Here is a 24,063-nt window from a genome sequence, read left to right as displayed (position 1 = left end):
ATAAGTTAAAATTACTGATATATTATTTTATATAAAATCAGTTTAACGCTCGATTAACAATGTTTAACATCTTATTAATATTTGTACTTTTGCATTAACAATATTTTTATGAAAATACATTTTTACAAATATCAAGGAACAGGAAATGATTTTGTCATGATTGATAACCGTCAAGACACATTTCCCAAAAATGATACCAAACTTATTGCATATTTGTGTGATAGGAGATTTGGAATTGGTGCTGATGGATTAATTCTATTAGAAAAGCATGCTGATTTAGATTTTAAAATGGTTTATTATAATTCAGACGGAAACGAAAGTTCGATGTGTGGAAATGGTGGTAGGTGTTTAGTAGCTTTTGCTAAACAAATGAATGTAATTTCAAACGAGGCGACTTTCGAGGCTGTTGACGGTTCGCATTTTGCAACAATTGATAAAGATGGAATAGTCTCTCTTCAAATGACTGATGTTTCTGATATAAAACTAGAAAATAACTATACCTTTCTAAATACTGGTTCGCCACATCATGTTACTTTAGTGGATGATTTACAAAATTTTGATGTAAAAAATGAAGGAGCAAAAATTAGATATTCTGATTTATATGAGAATGAAGGAAGTAATGTTAACTTTGTGAAGCAATTAGAAAATAATATTTTTACAGTAAGAACATATGAACGTGGTGTTGAAGACGAAACCTTATCTTGTGGAACTGGTGTAACTGCAGTGGCAATTGCAATGTACAAAACAGGAAAATCTTCAAGCAAAGAAATAAATCTAAATGTAGAAGGCGGAAAACTAAAAGTAAAATTTGATGTTGACAATAATAAATTCACTAATGTGTTTTTAATTGGTCCAGCAACATTTGTTTTTGAAGGAACAATAAACAGTTAAAAGTTATGATGGCAATTTTTGTGATATTTTTGGTTTTAATAATGATAGTAGTTGGTGTAGCAATAGCCATATTAATAAAGAAAAAAGACGAATAATAGTTTGATAACACTAAAAGGAAATAGCATTTATTTACGAGCACTTGAGCCAGAAGATTTAACATTTATCTATACTATAGAGAATGACGAATCCATTTGGAAGGTTAGTAATACGCAAACTCCTTACAGTAGATTTCTAATAAAACAATATTTAGAGAATGCTCATCAAGATATTTATGAAGCCAAGCAATTGCGTTTAGCTATTTGTATAAATGATTCTGATGAAGCAATCGGATTAATAGATTTATTTGATTTCGATCCAACAAACAATAGAGCTGGAATTGGAATAATAATTCACCAAACAAGCAACAGAGAAAACGGAATAGGTTCTGAGGCATTACAACTTTTAATCAATTATTGTTTTACCCATTTACAATTACATCAACTTTATGCAAATATTGGTACAGAAAATGAAATCAGTATAGCTCTTTTTGCTAAATTTGGCTTCGAATTAATAGGAATAAAAAAACAATGGAATAAAGTCAATAATCTATATAAAGATGAAGCTTTATATCAATTAATTAACATAAAATAATTACACTTTGAACTTTAAAAAATTAATCGCAATAATTGCAGTTATCGGAATTGTTATTGCTGGAATCATTACTTTTTATGTGTATAACAACGCATTCACTGCAAATACTTCTTTCAATCAAAAGGAAGTTTTTGTATATGTGCCTACAAATTCAACATACGAACAAGTAAAAGAAATTGTTAGTCCTTTTGTAAAGGATATGGATAAGTTTGATTTTGTGGCTCAAAAAAGAAGTTATGCTTCCAATGTTAAAGAAGGAAAGTTTTTGCTTAAAAAAGACATGACAAGTTTTGATATTGTTAGAGCAATGAAAAGCAATGTGCCTGTGAAATTAGCTTTCAATAATCAAGAAACATTAGGAAAATTAGCTCAGCGATTAGCGACTCAAATGGAATCAGATAGCACTTCATTAATTGAGGCCTTTACGGATCCTGAATTCATGAAAGAAAACGGATTTAATGATGATACTATTTTAGCGATGTTTATTCCAAATACTTATGAGTTTTATTGGAATACTTCTGCCGATAAAATAGCCGAAAAAATGGCTTCTGAATATAAAAAATTCTGGAACGAAGAAAGAACAGCAAAAGCATTAGATAAAAGTTTGACACCAATTCAAGTTTCAGTGTTAGCTTCTATAGTTCATAAAGAAACTGCTAAAATTGACGAAAGACCAAGAATAGCTGGAGTTTATCTAAATCGATTAGCATTAAATATGCCTTTACAAGCTGATCCAACGGTAATTTTTGCCATGAAGAAAGCTTCTGGAGATTTTGATCAAGTCATTAAACGCGTTTATAGTAAAGACACACAAGGAACAATTTCTCCTTATAATACATATATAAATTTAGGATTGCCTCCTGGACCAATTGCAATGCCAGATATTTCGGCTATTGATGCAGTTCTAAATGCAGAAAAACACGATTATATTTATTTTTGTGCAAGTGTTGATCGAATGGGTTATCACGATTTTGCGTCTAATTATGCTGCACATCAAGTTAATGCTAGAAAATACGCTGATTGGGTTACTAAATTAGGGATTAATCGTTAGAAGCAAATGGCTAGAGTTAACTTAGAATCCATTTTCCTGCTGTCCATTCTATTCCCGAAAAATCGGGAGATGCCATTCCCATCAGGGCTAGTTAAGATAGTGTTTTTTATATTTATTAGTGTCAGTAGTTTTTCTCAATCCAAAATAAATCAATTTTTAACACCTTCAGATTCTTTAAACTCAGACAGAAAAACGGCTGTGTATATTTCGGATGCAGCTGTTTTGGGGACAACTCTTATTGGTTTAAATCAACTTTGGTATAAAGATTACGATAAATCTAAATTTCATTTTATAAACGATAATGAAGAATGGCTTCAAATGGATAAATTGGGACACATGTATTCGTCTTATCATTTAGGTAGAATGGGAGCAGAAGCTTTAGAATGGTCTGGTGCTTCCAAAAAAGAGCAGTTAATTTATGGTTCCACAATAGGTCTAGGATTTCTAACAGTTGTTGAGGTCTTTGATGGGTATTCATCAGAATGGGGTGCGTCATCAGGAGATATTATTGCAAATGTTTCTGGAACTGCTTTATATGTTTCCCAAGAATTACTTTGGAACGAACAACGTATCACGCCAAAATTCTCTTATCATAAAACAAATTTTCCTTCTTTACGACCAAATACTTTAGGTGAATCTTCACTAGAACAAGTTTTAAAAGACTATAATGGACAAAATTACTGGCTGTCTTTTAACATACATTCTTTTACCAAACTTGAATTTGTGCCAAAATGGTTAAATCTAGCGGTTGGATATGGTGGTTCTGGAATGCTATTCGGAACAAAAGACGATGCTTTTTCGAATGGCTTTATTCAAAACGAATATCGTCAGTTTTACCTAAGTTTTGATGTTGACTTGACGAAAATCAAAACAAATTCACACTTTTTAAAGACTATTTTCTCTGTTTTTAACACCATAAAGATACCTGCACCAACCCTGCAACTCAATTCTAATAAGGACTTTAGGGCTTACGGATTCTTCTTTTAGAAAAATTTAACACACTGTAAATCAATTATATAATATTTTTTGTATATTTGCAGGCTCAATTTACGGAAGTGTTTTGCATTTCTGTTTAAAGAAAAAAAATGAAAAAATTTATATTTTTTACAGGTTTATTAAGTTCACTTACTTTGGCAATCGTTGGTTTTAGTAGTTTTAAAATTGATAAAGTTGATGGGTTTCATTTAGGGGAAGATGAGGTAATAAATTACCATGTTCCTACAGAAGATGAAACAGAAGGATTTGAAGTTGCAACTAAAGTTCCATACGTAGGAAAGACTTATATAGGATTCAGACAAGCAGTTGCTTATAAAGAGTCAAGAGGGAAAAGTAAATTGGTTAATCCTTATGGTTACATGGGAAAATACCAATTTGGTAAAAGCACGTTAAGAGCTGTTGGAGTTTATGATTTTGAAAACTTTTTAAATAATGTTTCCATTCAAGATAAAGCATTTAAAGCATTAGTTGCGAAAAATAAATGGATATTAAGAAAAGAAATTGAAGCTTATAGTGGAAGGGTTATTAATGGTGTAGAAATTACTGAATCAGGAATTGTAGCTGCTGCGCATTTAAGTGGTGCGGGTTCTGTAAAAAAATACCTTAAAAGTAACGGACGTAATGGTTTTAAAGATGGCTTTGGAACTTCACTTAGGAGTTATATAAAAAAATTCGCTTCTTATGATATTTCACACATCAAAGCAGATAAAAACGCAAAAGTAAAAATGAATTAATTAATTCATTTTATGAATAATAAATATACAAGGTCGGTTATGTAAATCGACCTTATTTTTTTGCCATTCTTTTACTGTTTTTGTTTTGATAAATTCAGTTGGTAAAGTAATATCACAAGCCACACACAAATGAGTATTTGGTTGTAAAGCTTGTAAAATATCTTCAAAAATCTTATTGTTTCTATAAGGAGTTTCTATAAATAATTGCGATTGGTTTTTTTCAAATGACAATCGTTCTAAATTTTTTATAGCAACTTTTTTTTCGTTTTTATCAATAGGTAAATAACCGTTAAAAGCAAAACTTTGTCCATTCATTCCACTTGCCATAACAGCTAATAGAATCGAACTTGGTCCAACTAATGGAATTACTTGAATCCCTTTTTCATGTGCCAATTTTACAATAACAGCACCAGGATCAGCTACTCCAGGACAACCGGATTCACTTAATAAACCAATATTATTTCCATTTAACAAAGGTTTAATCATTTCATTGTAATCTGAAGCATCAGTATGTTTGTTTAATAATGAAATGTTTAAAGAAGGCTGTTTCTTTTCTGGATGAATACTTTTAATAAAACGTCTAGCTGTTTTTTCATTTTCAACAATATAGTAGTCTATAAAATCTATTGTTCTTTTTATACTTTGTGGTAAAACATCCTCTGGAACAACTGTAGTTTCACCAGGATTTGATAATGTACACGGAATTAAATAAAGTTTTCCTAAAAGTTGAATAGGTTTCATATTGAAAATATTGATTCCTTACAAAAGTAAGTAATTTGTAAGGTAAATAGAAATCTATTTTGAATCAGTTTTTAAGTTTTTTGCAATAACAGAACAAGCTTCGTCTAACATTTGATAAACGTTTTTAAAACCATCTTCACCACCATAATAAGGATCAGGAACTTCTAAATCTTGATTTGGGTGTGATTCGTTTAAAATTAACTTGACTTTTTGTTTGTCTTTTTCAGAAGAAGCTAATTTAATTACATTTTCATAATTGGATTTATCCATTACATAAATAGCATCAAATTCTTCAAAATGTTTTGAGGTAAAGTGTTTGCAACGTTGATTTGTAATGTCAATTCCATGCTTTTTTGCTACTGCAATGGATCGTTTGTAGGGTAATTCTCCAACATGATAATTTGCAGTTCCAGCACTATCAACAAAAACATTCTTATTAACTTTTGATTGCAAAATTCCTTCTGCCAATGGAGAACGACAAATGTTTCCAAGGCAAACCATTACAACTTTAACCATCATTTTATAATGATAATTTTTTATTGATGTCTTCTACAAATTTCTTGAATTGCTTGTCAGTAGAAACTAAGTTGTCAACTGTTTTACAGGCATGAAGTACGGTAGCATGATCTCTATCCCCAATTTGTGAGCCAATATTTGCTAATGAATTTTTAGTATATTTTTTAGCAAAAAACATAGCTAATTGACGGGCCTGAACCACATGTCTTTTTCTAGTTTTTGATTGTAAAATATCTAAATCCAATTGAAAATATTCTGACACAACTTTTTGGATATAGTCGATAGAAATTTCACGTTTTACATTTTTAACAAATTTCTCAACAATTTGTTTAGCTAGTTCAACAGTGATTTCTCTTTTGTTAAAAGAAGATTGTGCAATTAAAGAAATAATTGCTCCTTCTAATTCTCTAACATTCGATTTGATGTTTTTAGCAACATATTCAATAATTTCATCAGGCATCTCGACACCATCTCTGTAAAGAATATTCTTCAAGATAGAAACCCTAGTCTCATAATCTGGTTGGTGTAATTCTGCTGAAAGTCCCCATTTAAAACGAGATAACAAACGTTGTTCGATATCTTGCATGTCAATTGGTGCTTTGTCAGAAGTAAGAATTACTTGCTTTCCATTTTGATGTAAATGGTTGAAAATATGGAAGAATACGTCTTGTGTTCCTGATTTTCCAGATAAGAATTGAACATCATCAATAATTAAAACATCAATTAATTGATAGAAGTGAATGAAATCATTTCTAGTGTTTTTCTTAACGGAATCTATATATTGTTGTGTGAAAATTTCAGCTGAAATATATAAAACTGTTTTTTCAGGGTATTTGTCTTTGATTTCAACACCAATAGCGTGAGCTAAATGCGTTTTACCTAATCCAACACCACCAAAAATTAAAAGTGGATTAAATGATGTTCCTCCAGGTTTATTAGCTACAGCCATACCTGCACTACGTGCCAATCTGTTTGAATCACCTTCTAGGAAGTTGTCAAAACTATAATTTGGATTTAATTGAGATTCAATCTTTAAATTTCTGATACCAGGAATCACGAAAGGATTTCTTAGCTCTGCATTTTTATTTACAATAGGAAAATCAACTTCTTGTGGTTTAACACTTGAACGTTGGGAACTAGGTAACTGTTCTGTGTAAGGAACATTATTACCATAAGTGTTTTCCATTTTGATTTTATATAGTAACTTTGCCGAAGGACCAAGTTCTTTTGTAAGAGCTACTTTTAATAATTTAACATAATGTTCTTCTAGCCATTCGTAGAAGAATTTACTAGGAACTTGAATATATAATGCGTTGTCGGTTAGTTCAACTGATTTGATAGGTTCGAACCAAGTTTTAAATGCTTGGTCTTGAATGTTATCTTTGATAAAATCTAAACAGTTTTCCCATACTGATTGCGCAGTTCTAGCCATAAATTCAATTCTATTAGTGATGTTTTTTATTAATTTTTTTTTGTCGTTTTCAACAAATATATGTCTCAACTTTCGGGAGAACAAATATGTGAACATTTTTTTAATAAAAAAAATTAAATAGGGGTTGATTACTAAAAAAAAAAGTTGTAAGATGTTTAACAAATGTAATGAAAAAAATTAACATAATTTATATATGAAAGAATATCAATTTTCTGTACGTGTAAGGTATGCGGAAACAGACCAAATGGGAGTAGTTTATCATGGTAATTATGCTCAGTATTTTGAGATGGGACGTGTGGAATGGTTAAGAAACATGGGGGTTTCCTATAAATGGATGGAAGAAAATGGAATTATGCTTCCAGTTGTTTCTTTAACCGTAAATTATAAAAAACCAGCACGTTACGATGACCTTTTAACGGTAAAAACCGTCTTTAAAAGACAAACCTCTGTTAAGATAGAATTTGACTACGAGATTTATAACGAGAAACAAGAGTTGTTAACAACTGGCTATTCAATGTTGGTTTTTGTGGACATGAAAACTGGTAAACCGACAATTCCTCCAAGTTATGTAATGGAAAAAATATCAGGTTTATAATGATTCCTTTTCTTTTATGATAATTTCATAAATTGTACTAAAAATGTCGAATATGTTTTCGGCATTTTTTTTTCGGGTTGCAATTTCAATTTCACAACTCATTTCCATTTTTTGTGAAACCATTTCAAGATTTTTTTCTTTAATTATTCTCATGACTTTGTTCATGTTTTTATAATCAAATGAAATGACGAAATGAACATCAATTGTTTTTTCAACAATATCGGCAACTTCAAAAGCCATTTGTGCAGCAGTTTTATAAGCACTAATTAATCCTCCAACACCTAATTTAACACCACCAAAATAACGAATAACTACAACTAATACATTAGTGACATCAAAAGATTGAATTTGTCCATAAATAGGCATTCCAGCGCTATTATTAGGTTCGCCATCATCGTTGACTCTATACGAAATAGTCTCGGTTCCTAATTGATAGGCATAACAAAAATGTCGAGCTGAATTATGTTGTTTTTTAAGTAACTCTAATGCTTCTTTAACATCATCTTCATTATTTATAGGAAAAGCATAGCCAAAGAATTTACTGCTTTTTTCTTTGAACAATACTTCTTCTGATGGTTGTGACAAGGTTTTGTATGTGTCTTTTAATGCTTCACTCATTTTATAAAGTAACTAAAATTACAGCAATAATAGCTAATGCAATACCTAAGTAATTTTGTTTTAAAAGTTTTTCTTTGAATAAAATTATTCCAAAAACGGTTGATAGCAAAATTACACCAATATTAATTAAAGTAAAAACGGTTGCGCTTTCTAGATTTTTATTGTGAAGTGCTTTAATTAAAAAATACATTGAAAAATAATTGGGCACACCTAAAGCAATTCCGCCAATTATATTTTTACCTTCAAATTTAAAATTCCCTTTTATAGTTTTAAAGACTGAAATTAGAATTCCAAAAAAGAAAGCTGATAAAAAAGTAGTCGCCGAAAACAAGGCAATTTCACTATCTTTTAAATGTGTGTGTTGTAGATAATTCATACTTGTATCAACAATTCCAGCTCCAAAAAAAAGTAAAATAGGAAAAATAAAATTCTTTATTTCAACTTTGCCAGCTTCTTTTTTTGACGTGAAATAAACGGCAATCAATGCAATTCCAATTCCAATTATTTTTTCTAAAGTGATGGATTCCTTAAAAAAGAAGATGCCAAACAAAATAGGAATTATCATAGACATTTTGCTTGAAACTGAAGCCACAGAAACACCATTTTCTTGTGATGTTTTTCCTAAAATATTAAATACTAATATGAATAATCCACCTAATATGAAACTTCCAAACAACCAAGACTTATTAAGAATTGAATGGAAAGCTAATGTTTCTTCAGACAATACTATTCCAACCAAAAAAGCAGCAACATAATTAAATACAATCGCTTGAAAAGTATTAATGTTGAATTTTGAATAAAACTTAAAAACAATATAAAGTAAGCTTGAAAATAGAATAGCTAATACTAAGTTAATCATTTACAATATATATTAATTCATCAGTCAGAATTTGATTTTTTCTTCTTGCAGAATGGTTGATTGTTGGAGCTTTTATGCCTTTTTCAAAAATAGTTTTCCCTTTAAAAACACGAGCTTCGTCCCATAAATCTTTATCGATGAAACTCTGAATGGTTTTGCTTCCACCTTCAATAATTACCGATTGAATTTGATGTTTTACTAAAACAGCAAAAATGGTTTCAATTAGATTTTTATCAAAAGTACATTTCTCATAAATACAATTTTCAACTGTTTGAAAATCTTCATTTTCAGTTAAAATTATAGTTTTAATTGTGTTATCCTTTACATGGAATTTAGAATTAATTTTTCCTGATTTATCCAAAACAATTCGAACAGGACTATTACCCGAATAATCTCTAGCATTTAAACTTGGATTATCATCTAAAACCGTTTTCGTACCTACTAAAATAGCTTGTTCTTCGGTTCTCCATTTATGAACTAGCTGTCTTGAATAACTATTAGTAATCCAAACAGGTTTTTGTTCGTCTTTAAAGATTGGAGCAATAAAGCCATCAGCAGTTTCTGCCCATTTCAATATAATGTAAGGCCTTTTTTTATTGTGAAAAGTGAAGAACCTTTTGTTTAAATTGTAACATTCTTTTTCTAAAATACCAATAGTGACATTTGCATCAGCTTCCATCAATTTTTTTATTCCTTTTCCTGCAACTTTCTCATTGGGATCAACTGTTCCGATAACTACATTCGGAATTTTATGAAAAACTATCAAATCTGCACAAGGTGGCGTTTTTCCAAAATGGCTACAAGGTTCTAAACTAACGTAAATAGTAGCTTTTGAAAGTAATGATTTGTCTTTAACTGAATTTATCGCATTGACTTCAGCATGAGGTTCACCCGCTTTTTTATGCCAACCTTCACCAATAATTTTATCGTTGTAAACAACAACACTTCCTACCAAAGGATTTGGATAAGTTGTGCCTAAACCATTTTTGGCTAATTCGATGCAACGATTTATATATTTTTCATGTATTTTCACAGGACAAAAATAGTACTTTTGTTTTAGAATATATTTTTATGCTGATTAGAAAAATTAAAAAAGAAGATAATGCTCAAATTGCTAAGGTAATTCGAGATGTTTTTATAGAATTAGAAGCTCCAAAAACAGGAACCGCTTATGAAGATCCAATTTTAGATACTTTATATGAAGTGTATAATAAAGAGAACACTGTGTATTTTGTAATTGAACATGAAGGAGAAATAATTGGAGGAAGTGGAATTGCACCTTTAGATAATGGACCTAAAGAAATATGTGAATTACAAAAAATGTATTTCGCTCCCGAAGCTAGAGGAAAAGGTCTTGGAAAACAAATGATTTTAAAATGTATAGATTTTGCAAAAGAAGTTGGTTTTGAAAAGTGTTATTTAGAAACTTTAGAAATGATGAAAGATGCTCAGAAGTTATATCAAAAAGTTGGATTTCACTATTTAGACGAACCACTTGGTTGTACAGGTCATACAAGTTGTCCGGTTTGGATGATGAAGGAGTTGTAGTATTAAGGTTTGAGTATTAAGTAGTAAGATTTAATTATATGAAAAATAAGTTTTTATTGATTTTGTTGGTTTCATTTGTTGGATTTTCTCAAAAAAAGAAGATTAATGAAGAATATGATTACATAAACAATTATTATCAGTTTGTGTATGAAGCACAATATGAATATTTGAAAGAGAATTATCAAAAAGCCTATGATTTATTAAAAAAAGCTGAAAGTAATTGTCCTTTATTGAAACAAGGAGAAATAAACGAGCCTTCAATTTTAACAGAATGTGCAGCGCGTTTAAACAAGTTAGAAGAAGCAGTTCATTACTTAGAAATTTCAGTTAGAGATTATGGTTTTAGGTTTGAAAATTCTACAATTGATTCTATTAATACGAATATTAGAAATTTAAAATCATGGAAAAAATTAAAGCGAAATTCTAAAAAATATTATGACGCTTATGCAAAACGAGTTGATTTAGATTTAAGAAATGAAATTTTAAAAATGAAAGAGGAAGACCAAAGTGTCAGAATTAATCGTGATTATGAAGGATTAAAAAGAGTTGACAGTATTAATTACTTGAAGTTAAAGAGAATAGTTTCAGATTGTGATTGTTTTCCTGATGAAATGTTTCCTCAATTTGGAAATTCTTCAATTGATGATCAATTTTTCCACGCCACTACTTTTGTTTTTCATATCAATAGAGAAAGAGCTGAATATTGGAAACCCATATTTCTTGATTTAATTAAAAGAGGAAGAGCGCCAGCAGAAATTTATGGAAGCCTAATTGATAGCAACTTAAGGAGCACAGGCATGTTTGAGTATGGAATTTATAGCGGCACTACAAGTGAAAGAATTAATGATTTTGAAAATTTAGACAAAAGAAGAATGGCGGTTGGTTTGGCTCCTTGGCAACTAGATAAAGACATTTTCGAACTTATCACAAAAAAGTACAATATAAAATGGGATTAAAGAAGTAAAGAAAAATATATTTGAATGATTTTAAAACAATATAAAATAAGTTTCACTGAAACATTAGAGTCAATTTATGATAAAGAAGAAATCGAAAGTTTCTTTTTCATCATATCTGAATTCCTACATCAAAAAAAACGAATTGATTTAGCTTTAGATCCTAATTTTTCGATTACTGAAAATGAAGTTGAAAAATGGAATTCGATTGTAAATGAGTTAAAACAAGAAAAACCCATTCAATATATATTAGGAGAAACGGAATTTTTTGGATTGCGATTTCTAGTAAATGAGAACACTTTAATTCCAAGACAAGAAACCGAAGAATTAGTTGAACTTATTCTTTCAAATAAACAAATAAACAATTCAACAGTTCAGCCAAAAATTCTAGATATTGGAACAGGTTCAGGTTGTATTGCTATTAGTTTAGCTAAGAATTGGCATAATGCAAAAGTTTATGCTTTAGATGTGTCTGAAAAGGCTTTAGATATCGCACAACAAAACGCAACACTAAATGAAGTTGAAATTAATTTTATTTGCAAAAGTATTCTTGAAGTTGAAGATTTAACGTTTCCTAAAACCCATAACCTAGAACCTAATGCCTTTTTTGATGTAATAGTTTCAAATCCACCTTATGTTCGAAATTTAGAAAAAGAGGAAATCAAGAAAAATGTATTAGAATATGAACCTCATTTAGCTTTATTCGTAGAAGATACTGATGCTTTATTGTTCTATAGAAAAATTGCTCAATTAGCACAAAAAAATCTTTCTAAAAACGGAACATTATATTTCGAAATCAATCAATATTTAGGAAAAGAAATGGTTGATTTACTTCAAAATATGAATTTCAAAAATATTCAGTTAATCAAAGATATTTATGGAAATGATAGAATGATTTCTTGCGACAAATAAATTTTATTACTCATATCGCAACGCTTCAACAGGATCAAGTTTAGAAGCCTTCATCGCAGGATAAACTCCAGAAACTATAGTTACCACAAAAGTTGTAATAAACGCAGCAATCATTGCCATCCAAGGTATTACAAAAGCAAATCCAATTGCCATTGCAATTCCGTATCCAATTCCAATTCCTAAAATAATTCCAACAATTCCACCTAATTGACCAATTACTAAAGTTTCCGTAAAAAATTGCCAAGCTATTGTCTGACTTCTAGCACCTAATGCTTTTCTAATTCCAATTTCACGAGTACGTTCACTAACTGAAACCAGCATAATATTCATTAAAGCAATCGAAGAACCAAAAACAGTTATAATTCCAATTACCCAAGCAGTAATACTTAAAACTTCTGTATTAGATAATAAAGTCTGAATAAGGTCATCACTTCTTTCAATTCCGAAATTTTCTTTTTCAACAGGACTTAACTTTCTAACTTGCCTCATTGTAATAATCGCATCATCAACAGCTTCATCTAATAAAGCTTCATTATTAACCATTACATTCAAATCATAGTTGATGTTTGGAGCAGAAAATAAAGAACGAGCTACTTGATTTGGAATTAAAACACGTAAATCTTGACTATTTCCAAATGTGGAACCTTTTTCTTTTAAAACACCTATGACTTTAAATTTTGCACCACGAATTGAGATAATTTTATCAATTGGATTAATTCCATCAAACAAACCTTTTTCAAAATCCGAACCTAAAACACAAACATAATTGTTATTAGCAATATCAAAAGAATTGAAATTTCTACCTTTTGCAACTTTTAGACCTTTGTTTGGAGAAAAATTCTCATCAACACCTAAAATACTAATTTCGGGATCTGTTTTTTTACCTGCATATTTAACTTCAACTGCTGAAGCTGCTGTGAATGAAAGAGAAGTTGTTGTAAATGGGAAATCAAATTTGTCTTGAAATTCTCTTGCTTGTGGATAGTTTATGATAGGATTAACACGAACATCTACATCATTTTGATTAATTTCTGAAGATAGATCATATTGGCTAATTGAAAATGTATTTGCACCCATTGATGCAAAATCATTTAAAATTGTATTCTTTAGAGCAGAAACAACTGTCAGAATTCCAACCAAAGCTGTAATTCCAAGTGCAATAATAAAAACCGTTAATGAGGTTCTCAATGCTTGACTTCGTATTGAGTCTAAAGCAATTTTTGTGTTTTCTTTAAATAATCCTACCATGTTATATTAGACTATGCAAATTTAAAATTGTTACACTTTTTTGTAGATAATAGATTTTCAGATAATAGATTTTCAGATTTTGGAAATCAGGAGGCAAAAAAACAACTCGTAATTCTTTTATTCCTTCAAAAAATAGGATATTTGCATTTGAAAAAGTATTTGGTTTTTCTTTTATCCGAAAATCCAAAATCTGAATATCCGAAAATCTAACAAAAAATGTCTAAAAAACCAAGTATTCCAAAAGGAACAAGAGATTTTTCTCCAGCTGAAGTAGCTAAGAGAAATTATATATTTTCAATTATTAAATCGAATTTTGAAAAATTTGGATTTCAACCTATAGAAACTCCTTCTTTTGAAAATTCAGAAACCTTAATGGGAAAATATGGAGAAGAAGGTGATAGACTTATTTTTAAAATTTTGAATTCAGGAGATTTTTTAGCTAAAGCTGATGAGACTTCATTAAATGAAAAGAATAGCTTAAAAGTTACTTCTCAAATTTCAGAAAAAGCACTTCGTTACGACTTAACAGTTCCTTTTGCACGTTACGTTGTTCAACACCAAAACGAAATTGAATTTCCGTTCAAAAGATATCAAATTCAACCGGTTTGGAGAGCAGATAGACCTCAAAAAGGACGTTTTAGAGAATTTTTTCAATGTGATGCAGATGTTGTTGGTTCAACGTCTTTATGGCAAGAAGTAGAGTTGGTTCAATTATACGATTCTGTTTTTAGTCAGTTAGGCTTAAAAGGAACAACCATAAAAATTAACAATCGTAAAATCTTATCTGGAATTGCTGAGGTAATTGGTGCTTCAGATAAATTAATTGATTTTACAGTTGCTTTAGATAAATTAGATAAAATTGGTGAAGATGGTGTGAAAAAAGAAATGCTTGAAAAAGGAATTTCTGATGAAGCAATTGCTAAAGTTCAACCTTTATTCAATTTTACAGGAACTATAAATGAGAAAATAGAGAAACTTTCTAACTTACTTTCATCTTCTGAAGAAGGAAAAAAAGGAGTAGAGGAGTTGCAATTTATTTGTACAACGATTCAAGAATTAGGATTGCAATCAGCCTCTTTGGATTTAGATGTAACGCTTGCAAGAGGTTTAAATTACTACACTGGAGCAATTTTTGAAGTCGCTGCACCAAAAGAAGTCGCAATGGGTTCTATAGGTGGTGGTGGAAGATATGATGACTTAACCGGAATTTTTGGTTTAAAAAATATGAGTGGTGTTGGAATATCATTTGGTTTAGATCGAATTGCCTTAGTAATTGAAGAGTTAAACTTGTTTCCAGAAACGGTTTTAGCGACTTCAAAAGCGATGTTTATTAATTTTGGTGACAAAGAAGCTCTATATAGTATGAAAGCAATCACTAAATTGAGAGCTAACAACATTAAAGTGGAATTGTATCCTGATACTGCTAAAATTGGAAAACAGTTTCAACACGCAGATAAAAGAGGAATTCCGTTTGCAGTTTTAGTCGGTGATGAAGAAATGAGTAACCAGGAATATACTTTGAAAAATTTAGCTACAGGAGAACAACAAAAAGTGGATTTAGCAACATTAGTTACTTTACTTCAATAAATTAAAGCGGAACTTTGTTTTTGGAATTTGGAATTTGATTTTTGGAATTTATTATGGATATAGACGAGGAAGCAAAAAAAGTAGTTTGGTCGTTACAAAACAATAAGCGTTCAGAATTAGAACGAAATGTTTTTAAACCAACAGGAAAAAAGCCAATGAATAAAAACGTTATATATGTTTTTACTTCAATTGGAGTTCTGTTCTTGTTGAGTTTTTTGTTAACCCAATTCAATACCGAAGAAAAAGAGTTTTGTTTTTTGCTTGACTCTCTTTGTTATTCATCTTCCGAAGATAAATGGTTTTATGTTTTATATACCTTTTTAAACCTTTTAATTATCATTCTCGGATTTTTTGTAGCATACATTGTTGGAAAGAAATTAGGGAACAGGTTTAAGATTTAAAAACAAAAAAATCCAACTGGCAAGTTGGATTTTTTCATCAAAACAAACAATCAAATATTTAATAAAAAATCTTAAAAATTACTCTTTAGTTTTTTATAATGTAATATTTAAATAAAGTCCCTTAACTCTCTATTATTATTACACTTCAAATGTATGTCTTTATAGTTATTAACAAAAATATATTTTAAATTATTCGTTAAAAGGGGTTATTAACCGTTAAAAAACAACTTAATTCATAGTTATTAACAAAAAAGCAAGTTATTAACAACTTATTAATGGTGTTGTTAACTTGTAAAAATGATTGATTTTTATTAATTACTTAAATATAAAAAAGTATAATACATAGAAAATCATTGGTAAAACAAGTAGAATGTTAATATAATTAGTTTTAATCTCTTTAAGTGATTTAAATAAAATTATAATTGATATAAAGAACCCTATAATTGTAAGTGGTAAAATAAATAACCAACTTATTAGTCTATTTGTAACTCCATATTTTGGTATGATTTCAAATATGTTAATTAATAAATATTTTGAAATACAAATAGTAAATATAAAAAATGATATAATTGGATTTATTATTTTTTCCATTTTAATAAGCTTGTTTAATATATTTTTTGTCTGTTTTATATTTATATTCACTTGATAAACTGTCGTAATAGCTATTTTTTTATATCAATTTTAAATCCATTGGATAAAATTCTGGGAGTGTCAGTTACTTCTTGATCGATAAATATCTTACAGATTTCAGGGTTATTTTTTAAATGTTTTAAAACATAAAACTTATTGACACTATAGTCTCCTAATTTTGGGAAGTTTATATCTTCTACTTTATAAATTTTCTTGTCATTAAAATAATAGTAATAATAATAATTTTGATACCTTTTATGGTTATTGAATTTATAAACTTTACAAATTGTAAAAACACCGACTTTATCAAGTTCAATTTTATTATTAAATTTTCTAATAATATTCATAATAAATAGAATTGTAAATATTATTAATGCAGTGAAACCTATAATCTTACTTATTTTCATTGTTTTTTAGATTAGTCAATAAAGTTTTCATTCTTCAAAATGAAATCTCTTTTGATACACTAAGTCTCTTGGATTTAATCTAAAAGTATAAATTTTAACCTAATATTTTAGATTTATTCCATAAAAAAAAGCTAACAATCTTTCAATAAGAATGTTAGCTTTTAATTTGTAGCGAGAACGAGATTTGAACTCGTGACCTCTGGGTTATGAATCCAGTGCTCTAACCGACTGAGCTACCTCGCCAAGAGGTGTGTGCATTTCCTCAATGCGGGTGCAAATATATAAATTTTTGTAAGTAATTCAAATATATTTTTAAAATTATTTTTCATTTTTTATTTTTTTATATATCATAATTATTATATATTCGAAAAAATTTAATTTATAGCGATGGAAGTAAAAGTAAAATATGAAATAGAGTTTCCTATAATGTCTTCACCACAATTATTATTTCAATATATATCAACACCTTCAGGCTTGTCTGAGTGGTTTGCTGATAATGTGAATTCAAGAGGAGAGTTGTTCACTTTTATTTGGGATGATAGTGAAGAGAAAGCAAAACTGATGTCAAAAAAGACCGATGAAAGAGTAAAATTCAGATGGTTGAATGATGATAATTCAGAAACAGACTACTTTTTTGAAATTAAATTGATGGTTGATGAGATTACAAAGGACGTTTCTATAGTAATTGTTGACTTTGCAGATGAAGATGAGGTAGAAGAATCAAAATCTTTGTGGGAAAATCAAATTTCTGACTTGAAACACGTATTAGGTTCTGTGTAATCAAAAATATAAAAGTATATTTGTCCCGATTTTAAATCGGGATTTTTTATGATAAATTTTAACGGAAATATACAAGATTCAAGCGCAACTACAATTGAAAATAATAGAGGTTTTCTTTTTGGAGACGCAGTTTTTGAAACCTTAAAAGTAATAGATGGTAAGGTTTTATTTGCTGAGGATCATTATTTTAGACTAATGGCTTCCATGCGAATTTGTAGAATGGAAATTCCAATGAATTTTACTTTAGAATATTTTGAGGATCAAATCTTATCATTAACAAATTCTTTGAAAATCTCTGACTCTGCTAGAGTTAGATTAACAGTTTATAGAAGCTCAAAAGGTTTTTATTTGCCCGAAACTAATGCTGTAGATTTTGTAGCCGTGGCTCAAAAATTAAATTCAAAAGAATATAGTGTTTCAAATGATTTTTATGAAGTAGAATTATACAAAGATTTTTATGTTTCTAAGCATTTGCTTTCGACACTAAAAACTACTAATAAGATGATTAATGTTACAGGAAGTATTTTTGCCAAAGAAAATGATTATCACAATTGTATTTTGTTAAATGATGATAAAAATGTGGTGGAAGCTTTAAATGGAAATATTTTCATGAAAATGGAGAATTCTATCATAACTCCACCTATTTCTGATGGTTGTTTAAACGGAATAATGCGAAAACAACTCATAGTATTAATTAATAAAATGGAAGGATTTGAATGTGTAGAAAAATCAATTTCACCATTTGATTTACAAAAATCGGATGAATTGTTTATTACAAATGTAATTACGGGAATTCAACCCATAACAAAATACAGAAAAAAAGAATTTGGAATCGATTTTTCAATTCAATTAAACGAAAAACTAAACGAATTAATTTAAAATAGGATTTTCGGGTGCGTTTGAAAATAAAATATAATCTCCACCTTGAGCTTCAATTTTTTCTTTCCAAAAATCACTAGTCGGTTTTGAAAGAAGATTCTCTTTTTCCTTGTTTTCAATAAGAAGCCAACTATTTTCTTGTAATTCAGTTTCTAATTGTTCCTTTGTCCAACCACTGTAGCCAAGAAAAAAGCGAATTTCTGTTTTAAGAATTTCGTTTTCGTTTAATAAGGTCTTTAAAGACTCAAAATCACCGCCCCAATAAATTCCATTAGAAATTTCAATACTATTTTTAATTTTGTTTGGAACAGTATGAATAAAATATAAATTATCTTGTTCAACTGGACCACCATTATAAATAGTTAAACTTGAATTTATATCTGGAATTAAATCACCAATCGTAAATTCAAGCGGCTTGTTTAAAATAAAACCAACAGTTCCGTCTTCAGTATATTCTGCCAATAAAATAACAGACCTATTAAAAGAATTTTCTCCTAAAAGTGCTGGTTCTGAAAGGAGTAGCTGACCTCTTTTTATTTTTACCTCATTCATACGCAATGATTTTAAATTAAAGTTAAGAAAAATCTTTTTTAAATTCAAAAAAAGTAAAGTTTTTGTAAAAAAAAACCTCTCACTAGGAGAGGTTATATTTTTATTCTGTAATTATTTTTTGTTTACAGATCCTTCTAATTCTGAACCAGCTTTAAATTTTACTACATTTTTTGCAGCAATTTTAATAGTTTTTCCAGTTTGAGGATTTCTTCCATCTCTTGCAGCTCTGTTAGAAACTGACCAAGAACCGAAACCTACTAATGAAACTCTTCCGCCTTTAGCTAAAGTTCCTTCAACATTTCCTAAAAATGACTCTAATGCTAATTTAGCTGCTGCTTTTGTGATACCAGCACTTGCTGCCATTGCATCGATTAATTCTGATTTGTTCATAATAAATGATTTAATTATTTTGGTTAAACTTTAATTTACTACTACAAATTTAGCAGTATCTATGAATGGTGCAAGTATTTACTGTCTTTTTCGTCTAAAATGTTGATAAAATCGTTTAAATGTTAATAAACATGACTTAAACACCTATGTTTATTGACTTTTGAAGCTTAGATAGCTTTAATTTCATCAGAAAAAACTATACCATTTAATAATTGTTGAGCTTCCATTTTTCTTTTTCCAGGCATTTGTAAGGATTTTATATCTAAATATCCATCAACTGTATATATATGTAATTCTTTTTTTGAAGCTATTATTTTTCCAGTTGCATTATCATGCTTATTTTCAATGAATTCTACTTCGTATAATTTTACATTCCACTCGTTTTCTCCATCTATAAAAAATGTCCAAGCTGCAGGATATGGATTTAAACCTCTAATTTGATTGTATATTTCTTTTCCGGATTTTGTCCAATCAATTTTACAGTTGTCTTTATTGAGTTTATAAGCTGTTTTTAAATCTGTTGATTCAGGTTGAATAGTTGTAGTTGCTTTTTCATTTTCAATTAACTCAAGCGTTTCTAAAACGGCTTCTGAACCTAAATGCATTAATCTGTCGTGAAGAACACCAACTGTTTCTGTTTCACAAATTGGAGTTTCTTTCTTTAATATAATGGCACCAGTATCAATTTTATCGTCAATAAAGAATGTGGTTACACCTGTTTTTGTTTCACCATTTATAATTGCCCAATTAATAGGAGCAGCACCACGATATTGTGGCAATAAAGAAGCATGAAGATTAAATGTTCCTAATTCGGGCATTTTCCAAACAACTTCGGGTAACATTCTAAAGGCAACAATTACTTGTAAATTGGCTTCTAAACTTTTTAATTCTGCTAAAAAATCTTCACTTTTTAAATTAGTTGGTTGCAATAATCGCAAGTTGTTGGCTAAAGCATATTCTTTAACTGCACTAGTACTTACTTTTTGTCCACGACCAGCTGGTTTGTCTGCAGCAGTAATTACTCCAACAATTTCATAGTCATTTTTATAAATGGTATCAAGAATTCCGACAGCAAAGTCTGGAGTTCCCATAAATACAATTTTTAATTTCTTCATTATATAAGGTAAAATTTGTTTTGTGAATTAATTGCAATCTTATTTTTCTCTAATAATTGCTGTAATGCAAAGATAGTTTCTTCGCTTGTTATTGAAAGTTTATTTTCTATTTCCTTTGAAGAAGTTGGACTTGACTGAAGTATTTCTATAATTTGAACAGATAAATCTAAAGGATTTTTTTTATTTTTTGAAATACAAGTTGAACAAATTCCACAATCTTCATTAGTTTCTTGATTAAAGTAGGTAAGGAGTAACTTGTTTTTACAAATCGAAGTGTCTTCAATAAATTCAATCATTTTCTTGAACTTTTCTTCTTTTTGTTGGTTTTGAGTTTCTAAAAATTTACTGACTCTGTTTATTGTAAGTTCATCTTCACGTGCTTCATTAAATGTAATGTTGCTATCATTATTGTGAATCTTCAAATTAACAGCATTGCTTTGATGTAATTTATGGATTGCTTCTAGTACTTTCTTTTCAGTAGAATTTGATTTTTTAGCAATTAAGTTTGGACTAACTGAAGTTTCCATTTCAAAAATTCCGGTGTACGTTCTTAAAATAGTTGAAATTATTTCTTCATCATTAGTGTTTAAACTCATATAACGAATAACTTCTTTACTTGAAATAATAAATTGCAAATCAATTTTTTCTGAAAACAAATTCTGTAAAGTCAAAATCCCTTGTCTATCCAAAAACTGAATACTATTATATGTTTTTAAAATTGGAAATTGATAATGTGAGCAAAAATGATTTAAATTGAAAGAAAAATTCTCATTATAACCTTCACCATAAGCAATTTGAAAATAATTGTTTAGTTTGATGTAAACATTTTTCAAAAACATTTTATCTGGTAAAACAGAAATAAATTGCGATTTTGCCGATTTTATATCGCTTGCATTTGTCAATAAAACGCCAAAAGCTTTTTCTCCATTTCGACCTGCACGACCAACCTCTTGATAATAATTTTCTAAATTTTGAGGCAAATGAATGTGAATAACTGTTTTTACATCAGGTTTGTCAATTCCCATTCCAAAAGCATTTGTGGCTACGATTATTTGGACTTTATTTTCCATCCATAGCAAACGATTTTTCTCTTTTTCTTTATAGGATAAGCCTCCGTGATAAAAAGTGGCAGAAAATCCCAAATGATTCATTTGACTAGAAATTTCTAAACAAGCCTTTCGGTTGCTAACATATATAATAGAAGATTCTGCATTTTTACTTACAATTTGTTTGATTTTAGTAAGTTTATCTTCAGTTTTAATGACGTGATAAGCTAAATTTTTTCGTTCGAACGATTTTGTAAATATTTTTGGATTTTCTAAAGCTAAATTTTCAATAATATCTGTTTGAACTTTTGAAGTTGCTGAAGCTGTTAAAGCTAAAAAAGGTGTCTTAGGAAAAACTTCTTTTAACTTTGAAATTTTTAAATAAGCTGGACGAAAATCATGACCCCATTGACTAACACAATGTGTTTCGTCAATTGCAATTAAGGATATATTTAATTGTTTTAACCTGTCAACAATCCAATCGTGTTGAAGTCTTTCTGGAGAAAGATATAAGAATTTATAATTTCCGAATTGGCAATTGTCTAAAATGTCAATAATGTCATTTTGAGAAGTTCCTCCGACTAAAGCAATGGCTTTTATGTCTTTTTTTTGAAGATTTTCAACCTGATCTTTCATCAAGGCAATTAACGGAGAAATGACTAAACAAATTCCGTCTAAAAGCATTCCAGGCACTTGATAACAAGCCGATTTTCCGCCACCAGTTGGTAATAAGGCAAAAGCATCGTTTCCGTCTAAAATGGCATTGATGATTTGCTCTTGAGGATCTCTAAAGCTATCGTGTTTCCAGTATTTTTGAAGAATTTGTTGTGCTTCAGACATTTAGGATTTGTTATAAAACAGCATAAAAATACTACTTTTATTTAAAGATTTAAATTTTGAAGTAAAAATTGCATTCTATTTTCAACAGTATCTTTTGGAACTTCAATTAATTCATAGCCATAATTTTTATAAGTTTCAACCAAATGTTCCTGAATTAATAAAGCTTGTTCATAGCTTTCATAACGTTCATCATCACTAACATAAATTTCTTTCCAAGTCGGTAAAATGAATATTTTTGAATAAATATGTTCTTTACATGCTTCATCAAAAAAAGCAGGATAACTGTCTCCAATATAGTGCATGTAAGCTAAAACATCAGGAATTCCTCTGTCAAGAAACACAATATTTGCTTTTTCATTATTAGCTAAATGGAATTGTTTTTTTCGGCCTTCTAACAATAATTCACTGAAAAGTAAAGGTTGTTCTAAAAATAATTGTTCAATACCTTTTTCTTGAGCTTCTTTAATGACTTCTCTCGAAACTTCTGGATAACAAATGTGCCCGTTTTCTTTTAATTTTTCAATTAAAGTTGTTTTTCCTGAACTTGGTCCTCCAATTATAACTACTATTTCTTTATTCATTTGGTGATTTTCTTGCGGCAAAAATAAGTTTTTTTTAAAAATCTTCACTGCTTTTAAAATTATAAGTTACTTGCTTTTAAGTCTGAACATAAAAAAGTATATTTGCTATTCAAAAGAATTTCAAAAAATGGATCAGAAAACAGAAGATTTTTATAAACGATTAAAGGAAGAACTTGCTAACTCAACTGTTTGGCCTTCAGAATATTTATTTAAATTTATTATTCCTTCGGATAATCACAAAATTGCGATTATTGAAAATTCTTTTGATAATATGGGAGCAGTAATCAATACGAATGCATCCAAAAACGGAAAATACACTAGTATTTCTGTAAATGTAACAATGAAAAGTGCTCAAGCTGTGGTGGATAAATACCAAGAATTTTCAACTATTGAAGGCATAATTTCTTTATAAAAATACCTATGAAATACGATACACAAGATGCTGTTTTTAATCTTGAATATAATGCAGAACGTTCGCATTTAATTATTCCTGAATATGGAAGACACTTGCAAAAACTAATTGATTTAGCAACTGCAATTGAAGATAAAGAAGAACGAAATAAAGCAGCAAAATACATAATTGACGTAATGGGAACTTTAAATCCTCATTTGCGTGATGTGCCTGATTTTCAACATAAACTTTGGGATCAACTATTTATTATGTCTGATTTTAAATTAGAAGTTGACTCACCTTATCCAATTCCTTCAAGAGAAGAATTAAATCAAAAACCAGAACGTTTAGCTTACCCTCAAAATTATCCAAAATATCGTTTTTACGGAAATAACATCAAGTATATGATTGATGTAGCTAACAAATGGGAAGATGGTGAATTGAAAAATGCATTGATAATTGTGATTGCCAATCACATGAAAAAAAGTTTTTTAAGTTGGAATAAAGATACGGTTGAAGACGTTGTAGTTTTTCAACATTTATTTGAGCTTTCTGACGGAAAAATTGATTTACTTAAATCTGAAGAAGAACTTTCTACATCATATGATTTGATTAAAGTAAATAAAAAACAATCGAATAAAACACAATTTGGCTCAAATAGTAAAACATCGGTTACAAAAAAGAGTAAAATTGTAAAAAAAGGTTCTAGTAATAAATTAAAAAATAGAAAAGCATAATTT

28 protein-coding genes and 1 tRNA gene are annotated in these 24,063 nt (G+C 29.2%); 15 read left to right on the top strand and 14 right to left on the bottom strand.

Translation table 11 applies throughout. The features are described from left to right. Positions 1–108 precede the first annotated feature (108 nt). From dapF to AAC008_RS13845, 5 genes are all read left to right on the top strand, one after another. On the top strand, positions 109–891 hold the full coding sequence (gene dapF / locus AAC008_RS13865) for a diaminopimelate epimerase (protein ID WP_339890009.1): 783 nt from the start codon (positions 109–111) through the stop codon (positions 889–891). A gap of 99 nt (positions 892–990) precedes the next feature. Then, positions 991–1,521 carry a GNAT family protein gene (locus tag AAC008_RS13860; protein WP_339890008.1) on the top strand — a complete coding sequence of 177 codons (531 nt, stop codon included), beginning with the start codon at positions 991–993 and terminating at the stop codon, positions 1,519–1,521. Between the two features lie 7 nt (positions 1,522–1,528). Beyond that, a complete protein-coding gene (mltG, locus tag AAC008_RS13855) occupies positions 1,529–2,572 on the top strand; it encodes an endolytic transglycosylase MltG (RefSeq protein WP_339890007.1) in 1,044 nt (347 codons plus the stop codon). 69 nt (positions 2,573–2,641) lie between these two features. After that, positions 2,642–3,559: a DUF2279 domain-containing protein gene (locus tag AAC008_RS13850; protein ID WP_339890006.1), complete on the top strand. Its 918-nt coding sequence runs from the start codon at positions 2,642–2,644 to the stop codon at positions 3,557–3,559. 98 nt (positions 3,560–3,657) lie between these two features. Beyond that, positions 3,658–4,302: a peptidoglycan-binding protein LysM gene (locus tag AAC008_RS13845; protein ID WP_339890005.1), complete on the top strand. Its 645-nt coding sequence runs from the start codon at positions 3,658–3,660 to the stop codon at positions 4,300–4,302. Here AAC008_RS13845 and AAC008_RS13840 read toward each other — a convergent pair whose 3' ends face one another. From AAC008_RS13840 to dnaA, 3 genes are read right to left on the bottom strand one after another with little or no spacing between them, the layout of a single operon-like run. Continuing rightward, positions 4,303–5,043, bottom strand: coding sequence for an SAM-dependent methyltransferase (locus AAC008_RS13840; RefSeq protein ID WP_339890003.1), 741 nt, complete (start codon positions 5,041–5,043; stop codon positions 4,303–4,305). A gap of 54 nt (positions 5,044–5,097) precedes the next feature. Further along, positions 5,098–5,559: a low molecular weight protein-tyrosine-phosphatase gene (locus AAC008_RS13835; protein ID WP_339890022.1), complete on the bottom strand. Its 462-nt coding sequence runs from the start codon at positions 5,557–5,559 to the stop codon at positions 5,098–5,100. Positions 5,560–5,563: 4 nt separating this feature from the next. Continuing rightward, the gene (gene dnaA, locus AAC008_RS13830) at positions 5,564–6,991 is read right to left on the bottom strand and encodes a chromosomal replication initiator protein DnaA (protein ID WP_026716978.1); all 1,428 of its coding nucleotides are present in this window, start codon (positions 6,989–6,991) and stop codon (positions 5,564–5,566) included. Between the two features lie 193 nt (positions 6,992–7,184). Between dnaA and AAC008_RS13825 the strand changes: the two genes are divergently transcribed. Beyond that, positions 7,185–7,586, top strand: coding sequence for a thioesterase family protein (locus AAC008_RS13825; RefSeq protein ID WP_339890000.1), 402 nt, complete (start codon positions 7,185–7,187; stop codon positions 7,584–7,586). Here the strand turns inward: AAC008_RS13825 and AAC008_RS13820 are convergent. The 3 genes from AAC008_RS13820 to ribD are packed head-to-tail and all read right to left on the bottom strand — an operon-like array spanning position 7,581 to position 10,096. Beyond that, positions 7,581–8,204, bottom strand: coding sequence for a YigZ family protein (locus AAC008_RS13820; protein ID WP_339889998.1), 624 nt, complete (start codon positions 8,202–8,204; stop codon positions 7,581–7,583). The two genes, AAC008_RS13825 and AAC008_RS13820, sit on opposite strands and share 6 nt — an antisense overlap. Before the next feature lies 1 nt (position 8,205). Continuing rightward, positions 8,206–9,063, bottom strand: coding sequence for a DMT family transporter (locus AAC008_RS13815; RefSeq protein WP_339889997.1), 858 nt, complete (start codon positions 9,061–9,063; stop codon positions 8,206–8,208). Next, on the bottom strand, positions 9,056–10,096 hold the full coding sequence (ribD, locus tag AAC008_RS13810; RefSeq protein ID WP_339889996.1) for a bifunctional diaminohydroxyphosphoribosylaminopyrimidine deaminase/5-amino-6-(5-phosphoribosylamino)uracil reductase RibD: 1,041 nt from the start codon (positions 10,094–10,096) through the stop codon (positions 9,056–9,058). The genes AAC008_RS13815 and ribD overlap by 8 nt, the downstream gene beginning before the upstream one ends. Before the next feature lie 38 nt (positions 10,097–10,134). Here ribD and AAC008_RS13805 point away from each other — a divergent pair, with 38 nt between their 5' ends. The 3 genes from AAC008_RS13805 to prmC are packed head-to-tail and all read left to right on the top strand — an operon-like array spanning position 10,135 to position 12,476. Further along, a complete protein-coding gene (locus tag AAC008_RS13805) occupies positions 10,135–10,611 on the top strand; it encodes a GNAT family N-acetyltransferase (protein ID WP_339889995.1) in 477 nt (158 codons plus the stop codon). A 38-nt stretch (positions 10,612–10,649) separates the two neighbouring features. Beyond that, on the top strand, positions 10,650–11,567 hold the full coding sequence (locus tag AAC008_RS13800) for a hypothetical protein (RefSeq protein WP_339889993.1): 918 nt from the start codon (positions 10,650–10,652) through the stop codon (positions 11,565–11,567). Positions 11,568–11,591: 24 nt separating this feature from the next. Further along, positions 11,592–12,476: a peptide chain release factor N(5)-glutamine methyltransferase gene (prmC, locus tag AAC008_RS13795; RefSeq protein WP_339889991.1), complete on the top strand. Its 885-nt coding sequence runs from the start codon at positions 11,592–11,594 to the stop codon at positions 12,474–12,476. Positions 12,477–12,482: 6 nt separating this feature from the next. Here prmC and AAC008_RS13790 read toward each other — a convergent pair whose 3' ends face one another. After that, positions 12,483–13,724: an ABC transporter permease gene (locus tag AAC008_RS13790; RefSeq protein ID WP_339889989.1), complete on the bottom strand. Its 1,242-nt coding sequence runs from the start codon at positions 13,722–13,724 to the stop codon at positions 12,483–12,485. 216 nt (positions 13,725–13,940) lie between these two features. Between AAC008_RS13790 and hisS the strand changes: the two genes are divergently transcribed. Further along, positions 13,941–15,311 carry a histidine--tRNA ligase gene (hisS, locus tag AAC008_RS13785; RefSeq protein ID WP_339889988.1) on the top strand — a complete coding sequence of 457 codons (1,371 nt, stop codon included), beginning with the start codon at positions 13,941–13,943 and terminating at the stop codon, positions 15,309–15,311. 53 nt (positions 15,312–15,364) lie between these two features. Continuing rightward, the gene (locus tag AAC008_RS13780; RefSeq protein ID WP_339889987.1) at positions 15,365–15,712 is read left to right on the top strand and encodes a hypothetical protein; all 348 of its coding nucleotides are present in this window, start codon (positions 15,365–15,367) and stop codon (positions 15,710–15,712) included. Positions 15,713–16,374: 662 nt separating this feature from the next. Here AAC008_RS13780 and AAC008_RS13775 read toward each other — a convergent pair. Next, complete coding sequence (locus tag AAC008_RS13775; protein ID WP_339889985.1) at positions 16,375–16,689, bottom strand: hypothetical protein; 315 nt, start codon at positions 16,687–16,689, stop codon at positions 16,375–16,377. Between the two features lie 229 nt (positions 16,690–16,918). After that, positions 16,919–16,992: transfer RNA gene (locus AAC008_RS13770), tRNA-Met, on the bottom strand. Positions 16,993–17,136: 144 nt separating this feature from the next. Here AAC008_RS13770 and AAC008_RS13765 point away from each other — a divergent pair. Together AAC008_RS13765 and AAC008_RS13760 are read left to right on the top strand one after the other, a co-directional pair. After that, positions 17,137–17,529 carry an START-like domain-containing protein gene (locus AAC008_RS13765; protein WP_339889983.1) on the top strand — a complete coding sequence of 131 codons (393 nt, stop codon included), beginning with the start codon at positions 17,137–17,139 and terminating at the stop codon, positions 17,527–17,529. Positions 17,530–17,577: 48 nt separating this feature from the next. Next, positions 17,578–18,408 carry an aminotransferase class IV gene (locus AAC008_RS13760; RefSeq protein ID WP_339889981.1) on the top strand — a complete coding sequence of 277 codons (831 nt, stop codon included), beginning with the start codon at positions 17,578–17,580 and terminating at the stop codon, positions 18,406–18,408. Here AAC008_RS13760 and AAC008_RS13755 read toward each other — a convergent pair. The 5 genes from AAC008_RS13755 to AAC008_RS13735 form a co-directional block, all read right to left on the bottom strand. Further along, a complete protein-coding gene (locus AAC008_RS13755; protein ID WP_339889979.1) occupies positions 18,400–18,960 on the bottom strand; it encodes a YqgE/AlgH family protein in 561 nt (186 codons plus the stop codon). The two genes, AAC008_RS13760 and AAC008_RS13755, sit on opposite strands and share 9 nt — an antisense overlap. Positions 18,961–19,071: 111 nt before the next feature. After that, positions 19,072–19,350, bottom strand: a complete 279-nt coding sequence (locus tag AAC008_RS13750) for an HU family DNA-binding protein (protein WP_339889978.1) — start codon at positions 19,348–19,350, stop codon at positions 19,072–19,074. 167 nt (positions 19,351–19,517) lie between these two features. Then, positions 19,518–20,465, bottom strand: coding sequence for a methionyl-tRNA formyltransferase (gene fmt / locus AAC008_RS13745; RefSeq protein ID WP_339889976.1), 948 nt, complete (start codon positions 20,463–20,465; stop codon positions 19,518–19,520). After that, complete coding sequence (locus tag AAC008_RS13740) at positions 20,465–22,351, bottom strand: ATP-dependent DNA helicase RecQ (protein WP_339889974.1); 1,887 nt, start codon at positions 22,349–22,351, stop codon at positions 20,465–20,467. Before AAC008_RS13740 ends, fmt begins: the two co-directional genes overlap by 1 nt. Before the next feature lie 41 nt (positions 22,352–22,392). Further along, positions 22,393–22,932 carry an ATP-binding protein gene (locus AAC008_RS13735; protein WP_339889972.1) on the bottom strand — a complete coding sequence of 180 codons (540 nt, stop codon included), beginning with the start codon at positions 22,930–22,932 and terminating at the stop codon, positions 22,393–22,395. Positions 22,933–23,059: 127 nt separating this feature from the next. Here AAC008_RS13735 and AAC008_RS13730 point away from each other — a divergent pair, with 127 nt between their 5' ends. Further along, the gene (locus AAC008_RS13730; protein ID WP_339889971.1) at positions 23,060–23,344 is read left to right on the top strand and encodes a DUF493 family protein; all 285 of its coding nucleotides are present in this window, start codon (positions 23,060–23,062) and stop codon (positions 23,342–23,344) included. An 8-nt stretch (positions 23,345–23,352) separates the two neighbouring features. Further along, a complete protein-coding gene (locus AAC008_RS13725; RefSeq protein WP_339889969.1) occupies positions 23,353–24,060 on the top strand; it encodes a DUF4290 domain-containing protein in 708 nt (235 codons plus the stop codon). Positions 24,061–24,063: the final 3 nt, after the last annotated feature.

Origin of the sequence: uncultured Flavobacterium sp., assembly GCF_963975515.1 — a bacterium.
In the GTDB taxonomy this organism is placed as follows: domain Bacteria; phylum Bacteroidota; class Bacteroidia; order Flavobacteriales; family Flavobacteriaceae; genus Flavobacterium.
This window is presented reverse-complemented; position numbering and strand designations above follow the sequence as displayed.

Bases quoted from the DNA above. Each gene is read 5' to 3' on its own strand.
- AAC008_RS13740 (WP_339889974.1), bottom strand. From the start codon at position 22,351: ATGTCTGAAGCACAACAAATTCTTCAAAAATACTGGAAACACGATAGC.
- AAC008_RS13780 (WP_339889987.1), top strand. From the start codon at position 15,365: ATGGATATAGACGAGGAAGCAAAAAAAGTAGTTTGGTCGTTACAAAAC.
- AAC008_RS13730 (WP_339889971.1), top strand. From the start codon at position 23,060: ATGGATCAGAAAACAGAAGATTTTTATAAACGATTAAAGGAAGAACTT.
- AAC008_RS13760 (WP_339889981.1), top strand. From the start codon at position 17,578: ATGATAAATTTTAACGGAAATATACAAGATTCAAGCGCAACTACAATT.
- dnaA (WP_026716978.1), bottom strand. From the start codon at position 6,991: ATGGCTAGAACTGCGCAATCAGTATGGGAAAACTGTTTAGATTTTATC.
- AAC008_RS13850 (WP_339890006.1), top strand. From the start codon at position 2,642: ATGCCATTCCCATCAGGGCTAGTTAAGATAGTGTTTTTTATATTTATT.
- dapF (WP_339890009.1), top strand. From the start codon at position 109: ATGAAAATACATTTTTACAAATATCAAGGAACAGGAAATGATTTTGTC.
- AAC008_RS13820 (WP_339889998.1), bottom strand. From the start codon at position 8,204: ATGAGTGAAGCATTAAAAGACACATACAAAACCTTGTCACAACCATCA.
- hisS (WP_339889988.1), top strand. From the start codon at position 13,941: ATGTCTAAAAAACCAAGTATTCCAAAAGGAACAAGAGATTTTTCTCCA.
- AAC008_RS13800 (WP_339889993.1), top strand. From the start codon at position 10,650: ATGAAAAATAAGTTTTTATTGATTTTGTTGGTTTCATTTGTTGGATTT.
- AAC008_RS13755 (WP_339889979.1), bottom strand. From the start codon at position 18,960: ATGAATGAGGTAAAAATAAAAAGAGGTCAGCTACTCCTTTCAGAACCA.
- AAC008_RS13735 (WP_339889972.1), bottom strand. From the start codon at position 22,932: ATGAATAAAGAAATAGTAGTTATAATTGGAGGACCAAGTTCAGGAAAA.
- AAC008_RS13835 (WP_339890022.1), bottom strand. From the start codon at position 5,559: ATGGTTAAAGTTGTAATGGTTTGCCTTGGAAACATTTGTCGTTCTCCA.
- AAC008_RS13815 (WP_339889997.1), bottom strand. From the start codon at position 9,063: ATGATTAACTTAGTATTAGCTATTCTATTTTCAAGCTTACTTTATATT.
- AAC008_RS13750 (WP_339889978.1), bottom strand. From the start codon at position 19,350: ATGAACAAATCAGAATTAATCGATGCAATGGCAGCAAGTGCTGGTATC.
- AAC008_RS13840 (WP_339890003.1), bottom strand. From the start codon at position 5,043: ATGAAACCTATTCAACTTTTAGGAAAACTTTATTTAATTCCGTGTACA.
- prmC (WP_339889991.1), top strand. From the start codon at position 11,592: ATGATTTTAAAACAATATAAAATAAGTTTCACTGAAACATTAGAGTCA.
- AAC008_RS13790 (WP_339889989.1), bottom strand. From the start codon at position 13,724: ATGGTAGGATTATTTAAAGAAAACACAAAAATTGCTTTAGACTCAATA.
- AAC008_RS13775 (WP_339889985.1), bottom strand. From the start codon at position 16,689: ATGAATATTATTAGAAAATTTAATAATAAAATTGAACTTGATAAAGTC.
- AAC008_RS13805 (WP_339889995.1), top strand. From the start codon at position 10,135: ATGCTGATTAGAAAAATTAAAAAAGAAGATAATGCTCAAATTGCTAAG.
- AAC008_RS13765 (WP_339889983.1), top strand. From the start codon at position 17,137: ATGGAAGTAAAAGTAAAATATGAAATAGAGTTTCCTATAATGTCTTCA.
- AAC008_RS13725 (WP_339889969.1), top strand. From the start codon at position 23,353: ATGAAATACGATACACAAGATGCTGTTTTTAATCTTGAATATAATGCA.
- AAC008_RS13845 (WP_339890005.1), top strand. From the start codon at position 3,658: ATGAAAAAATTTATATTTTTTACAGGTTTATTAAGTTCACTTACTTTG.
- AAC008_RS13825 (WP_339890000.1), top strand. From the start codon at position 7,185: ATGAAAGAATATCAATTTTCTGTACGTGTAAGGTATGCGGAAACAGAC.
- fmt (WP_339889976.1), bottom strand. From the start codon at position 20,465: ATGAAGAAATTAAAAATTGTATTTATGGGAACTCCAGACTTTGCTGTC.